The 5,315-nt window shown below is 39.7% G+C and carries 6 protein-coding genes and 2 pseudogenes; 2 read left to right on the forward strand and 6 right to left on the reverse strand.

The annotated features are described in order from the left end of the window. Positions 1 to 539: 539 nt before the first annotated feature. Positions 540 to 1,393, forward strand: a pseudogene (locus tag SSCH_RS17365) (transposase). Positions 1,394 to 1,730: 337 nt separating this feature from the next. Here the strand turns inward: SSCH_RS17365 and SSCH_RS04250 are convergent. The 6 genes and pseudogenes from SSCH_RS04250 to SSCH_RS04270 all read right to left on the reverse strand — a co-directional run. Further along, positions 1,731 to 1,925, reverse strand: coding sequence for a hypothetical protein (locus SSCH_RS04250; protein WP_044664392.1), 195 nt, complete (start codon positions 1,923 to 1,925; stop codon positions 1,731 to 1,733). A 99-nt stretch (positions 1,926 to 2,024) separates the two neighbouring features. Then, positions 2,025 to 2,660: a hypothetical protein gene (locus SSCH_RS04255; RefSeq protein WP_044664393.1), complete on the reverse strand. Its 636-nt coding sequence runs from the start codon at positions 2,658 to 2,660 to the stop codon at positions 2,025 to 2,027. 145 nt (positions 2,661 to 2,805) lie between these two features. Beyond that, positions 2,806 to 3,069: a hypothetical protein gene (locus SSCH_RS04260; protein WP_044664394.1), complete on the reverse strand. Its 264-nt coding sequence runs from the start codon at positions 3,067 to 3,069 to the stop codon at positions 2,806 to 2,808. Further along, the gene (locus SSCH_RS04265; RefSeq protein ID WP_044664395.1) at positions 3,066 to 3,374 is read right to left on the reverse strand and encodes a hypothetical protein; all 309 of its coding nucleotides are present in this window, start codon (positions 3,372 to 3,374) and stop codon (positions 3,066 to 3,068) included. Before SSCH_RS04265 ends, SSCH_RS04260 begins: the two co-directional genes overlap by 4 nt. A 344-nt stretch (positions 3,375 to 3,718) precedes the next feature. After that, complete coding sequence (locus tag SSCH_RS18120; RefSeq protein ID WP_156972089.1) at positions 3,719 to 3,886, reverse strand: hypothetical protein; 168 nt, start codon at positions 3,884 to 3,886, stop codon at positions 3,719 to 3,721. Further along, positions 3,879 to 4,127, reverse strand: a pseudogene (locus SSCH_RS04270) (DUF4830 domain-containing protein); the annotation flags it as partial. The pseudogene SSCH_RS04270 and the gene SSCH_RS18120, both read right to left, overlap by 8 nt. Before the next feature lie 418 nt (positions 4,128 to 4,545). Here SSCH_RS04270 and SSCH_RS04275 point away from each other — a divergent pair. Beyond that, the gene (locus SSCH_RS04275) at positions 4,546 to 5,169 is read left to right on the forward strand and encodes a cobalamin B12-binding domain-containing protein (protein ID WP_044664397.1); all 624 of its coding nucleotides are present in this window, start codon (positions 4,546 to 4,548) and stop codon (positions 5,167 to 5,169) included. Positions 5,170 to 5,315 lie beyond the last annotated feature (146 nt).

The raw sequence follows: 5,315 nt of genomic DNA on the forward strand, positions 1-5,315 counted from the left end.
CCCTCTACGATGCACAGCAAAGGGGCAGTGATGTGGTTGAGGACAAAGATATCGGGCGTATTCTTGCTGATATGGAAAGGCAGCGTGGCACAGCGGGGTAAGGTAATTAAAGGGTAAGGATCCTCTCAGTATCCATGACAGGTTTGGTTTGGGTGCTGGGGGGATCTCTACATTATCCACACTATGCACACTGACTGGCATTATCTAGCTAGACTTTGATTGGCACCTGAATTCTCAACTTTATGGCAGACTGTCGCTATAATTCTTCCGTTATTGGCGGTGAGAATTGCAGCGTCAAATTGAGTGAGAGGCAACATTATCTGCTAACAAGTCATTTTCAAAAACGAGTTTGAAGATAGCATATGTAAATGTAACGTAGATCGTTTTCATATTGTACCTTACTTCACTCAACTTTCGCACTAAAATAATACCCTTAAACCCTTGATATATCTGAACTTTGGTAACAAAAACACCCCTCAATCTGGTAAAATATAGAAGTATGCAAAACCCCATTATACCAAGGAAAGAAGGGTGCTCTTGTGACTTCTATCTTACCAGAAAACATTACCGATGAAAATAGGTCAGCCAATTATGTTGCAAACTTTTTCAAAGAACACAAGATAGGTCAAATACTCGTGAAATCGAATTTCAAAAAGCAAAAGGGTTTTTCTTGCAAAGAATTATTGCAGTTTCTTGTGACCTTAGTTTTTTTAGGCAAAAACCTGTACCGCTATCTGGATATCAATACCGGCACAGCCCCCTTTCAAAAAGACGCTGTCTACCGGTTTCTAAACGAGTGCCACTATAACTGGCGCAAGTTTTTGCTGTTTTTGAGTTCCCAAATCATTCGCAGCCGTATCGTTCCGCAACTGTCGGCATCGGACAGCTTGAAGGCGGCGAACAGGTATCTGCCAAAATCGTGTTTGTTAGAGACCGGAGAACCAATAAGAAATGGTTGGCGCTCCTTACCACAGACACCGAACTGCCGGATGAAGAGGTAGTTCGCATCTACGGCAAACGATGGAGTATTGAGGTTTTCTTCAAGATGTCCAAGTCATACCTGAAACTTGCCAAAGAGTTTCAGGGGCGTTCATACGATTCCATGGTAGCGAGTACAGCTATCGTGTTCATCGGATACATCATGCTTTCCCTTGAAAGCCGAAACGGTGAAGACCTGAGAACCATCGGCCAATTGTTCTACATCTGCTGTGATGAGCTCAAGGACATTAGCCTGGCAGAAGCGCTCCAGAAACTTCTCACCCTGTTAGAGCGGTTCCTAGGCGAGCAGCTGCAACTGGCTGAGCAGGAGATCCGCAGGTTGATTGACTACTTAATCGGCAATTTACCCTCGTTTTTCAAAGAACGACTGGCTATTTGTTGCTGCGAAAGTTGAGTTACTTCACTTTCACTTAATTTCAATTAGCGACATAACGGGTTCAGAATGATTCGTATTGAGTTTATGATAGATTTTGCTGTAATGATATTTATAAATTTCTGCGGAAATACATAAGCTTTTTTTTTCGGAAATATCTGATATACCAAGTTCTCTGAACGGCAAAGACGCTTGGATAATAAGCATATGCCCGCATGGGAAACAGGAAACAAGAAAAGTTGTCCCTATTTCTTGACATATGGCGCCAAGCGTATGCCTCTTTGTAAGCTCCTTCCAGGATTTTCTTTACAGCCGAAACGAAAAAATAGTATAGTCCGTCGTGCATTTCAATATTTGGCTAATCCTGCGGACAATAGGCAATATATTCCGGCATATTCTGATGAGCTTTAACAAGAATGTATGTCCCCAGTTTATGTTTGTTCATAATTCGTATGACTTCTTCTACTGAATCATGTGTATCAGTGAAAAAGCTATTTATTTCCTTAAAATCGGTTCTTACAAGTTTGAGAACCGCAAAAAATTCATCTGTCATTTATTCTCCTTTTTCCTTGTGTTTTTTATCTTCAGTACTCTAGTACAGGGTTTATTGGCTTTCTGTTATAAATTTCAGAGTTTAGTTCGATGAGTTAAGTTAAGGTATTTGAATTGATGTACCATCAGTCCCAACAATCTTTATGCCATTTTTTTCATCAGAGCCAACTTCAACCGTAATATCGAATGTCTCTGATTGTTGCATTGCGTTTGTATCAGGAACTAAATTAATAACAACGGTTCCTGTGCCACCTCCTGTTGGCCTATAACTGCGGTCTCTTCCTATTTCTACAGACTTTTGCCATTTGTATCTATCAGAAGCAGTAAACCATGTTGACACATAGTCTGCAGGTATGGCCTGAGCTTTATTTTCAGGATAACTGCTGCTGATACTGGAAACATTCCATTTCTTAGGTATATAGAAAGCTACCCCGCCCCAATCATCCGGGTCTATCTCAATCCTGGCAACAATCTGTATATGTTCAGGAACTCCTTCGGTCCCTTTAACAAATATCGTTCCTTTTGCCGATGTTTTCAGTGTAGTTGAATTTGAATTTACGCTGAAATCCTTGACTTGAATTATCTTTTCGTTTGCTATTATCATATCTGCAGAAATATTGCTTTGATGACATCCGGAAAGAAGTATAGTAATCATTGATATAATCAATACGGTAAGCAATATATATATGGCTTTTATTTTTATATTTAACTCTCTACCATAAGCATAATCTTGCATAAAATCATACTCCGTATATACTTTATTTTCCGTGGTGGTTTAATCATGTTGCTATTTTACCAGATAAGTGGGTAGGATGTACCGCCCTGTGTACACGCCACCCCGGCCTAATCCCACATACAGGCTGTCTTTTTTGTAACGAATACTATTGTTTATATTGAGAAGGCGGAGCTTCTTTTAAAATATCGATCCATAGTTCCTTCCATAATAAATTAATAGCTTTTGAGTCATCTTCGTTAACTGATTGTACCCTGTTTAAAAGGTCGTTCAAAAGCCCCTGTTCTGTCTCATTTTTTCGGATTATATTAAGGTTTTCTTCAAATATTTTGCCCAGGCTCAGGTACTTTGAGAATCCGTAGTCCTCCAGCTTCGTTAAATTCCACATCTTCAATCTGGATAACAGTATCATGGTATCCCAATCCCTGTATTACAAAATACATACTCGATTCCATTTTGCCAATGAGCTGTATTATCAACATCGTTTTTTATGTTTCCGTATTTGATAGCAATTCCATCTAACCTACTGGAAAGGCTATTGGGTAAATTATTTTCAGCCCATATATCTTGAGCTGTGATTCTTCCGAGAGCATCCGTTACGGGGATAATTTCTATACGTTGCTGAAAAACTGAACGTTCAAGGATAAGCTGTAATGTTTCTCCCCTTGAGATCCGTGGTTGTTTACTGCTATTATTTTTTAATCCCTTTTCACCCATTAAAATACAGCCACTCTTTCACACATTTAGCGCTAACAAAGTCCAGGCAAGGTATAAAATTATATGCTCACGATTAATACTTGTTAAGTTATGTTGGTTAATATTAGCATTGTTATTGTACTACTAATAATATGTAATAAATGTCGATATATGTAGTTTAAATTATATTTTTTGCTAAACTACTACTGCATTTAAGATAATGCCCCCTGAAGTAGGAATGAGTAGTGAAGAGTAAGAAATATTGGATATACTTGAGCGGGCAAAGTGCTGGAGTGCTTGGAAAGGCTTTTAAGTGGAAAATCATAGAAGATATAAAATATCAATGATTTACGTTACGACCCGGGTTACCTGAAAATCAAAGGCGATATTGAATTCCCTGAGGAAGTTATTGTCGCTTTGTTTTTCCAGTCATTATTTTCCCAGGGCCCATAGAGTTCGATACTATCTACCCCTTCAAATACGAGCTTTTCCGGTTTCAGTCTGTCCGGGGTGAAATAACTTCTATCATCCAACGAAACTTATCCCCGGGGTATAGCCATCCAGTGCCAGATATGCCCCTATGATCCGGTGATTGTCAGCTAAAAAGTACGCATAGGTTTTGCCCTCCCCGCTTTGGGAGCGCTCTTGAAGGGGATATTTCAGCAGTTTAACCTCTTGACCGCGGTAATCCTGGATATTAAGGCCGATTTTTTGAGATGCGGAGTGTATAAGTACCATTTGCAGGTCACCGGAGTCTGCTGGCAGTTTAACTTGACTGCTTTCGTTGTAATAACCTCTGTCTTTTGCAGTTTATTATACTCGATAATGTAAAGGAATGGTAGGGTATCCCAGGAACATTGCTATGCATATCTACACGGGATTGTTAAATAACTAGCCGGACTGGCACGTTTATTGCTTTAATATTATAGCTAAGAGTGATCTTGATCTTAATTTTTCTAAGCTAAACGGGGTAAATGGTTATTGTTTAATAAAAAAAGGGGTTGGAAAAGCTGAATAGTGGCTGACAATATGCAAAAAAATGATATAAATGAGTTTCAGTATATTTGTAATGAATTAGATACCCATGCACTTGCAGTAGTACCATGCTGAATAGATTTGTGATGCAATATGACAGCAGGTGATGTAAAGATGATATTGCAATAATACATAACAATCAAAGGAGAGGTAAGCCTTGGATGTAAAAGAGGTTTATGGTGCGGTTCTTGATTTGGATGTCAATCAAGTTTTGGAATTAGTTAATAATGAAATAAGTAACGGTACAGATGTTTTAACTATTTTAAATGACGGTTTAATTGCTGCGCTAGATGAAGTGGGCAAGCGCTTTAGCGAAGGCCAGTTTTTTGTCCCTGAAATGTTGATGGCGGCAAAAGCTGTACAATCTGCTGTTGATGAAATGAAGCCCTATTTAATGAAAAAAGATATTCCGAGTAAAGGGACGATTGTTATCGGTACAGTAGCGGGTGATTTGCATGATATTGGAAAAAACCTGGTATCTTTGATGTTGGAAGGTGCAGGCTATAAAGTTATTGACTTGGGAATTAATGTGGATACGGAAACATTTATCACAAGCATCAGAGAAAATAAAGCAGATATTGTTGCTTTATCGGCCCTATTAACAACAACAATGCCTGCTATGGAAAAAACAGTTAAAGCAATCCGTAAAGATGGTTTGAATGTGAAGATTATGGTCGGCGGAGCGCCGGTTACTGCAGAATTTGCCAGGAAAATTGGGGCTGACGGTTACAGTAAGGATGCACCTGGGGCGGGAGCGACCAAGCTAGGTCGTGACACTTAGTGGGTGGGAATCCCACCGGGCAAGGTTTAGCCAACCACCCGTAGCCAGCCTTGGAGCATAGCTGGTAACAGCTATGTTTAAGCGTAGGCAGGCGAGACAGCGGGCCGAAAGCCGCAAGGTTGAAGGGATTGAGCTTCGAAATAGTG

The sequence above is a fragment of the Syntrophaceticus schinkii genome, from assembly GCF_000946815.1.
Taxonomy (GTDB): domain Bacteria; phylum Bacillota; class DSM-12270; order Thermacetogeniales; family Thermacetogeniaceae; genus Syntrophaceticus; species Syntrophaceticus schinkii.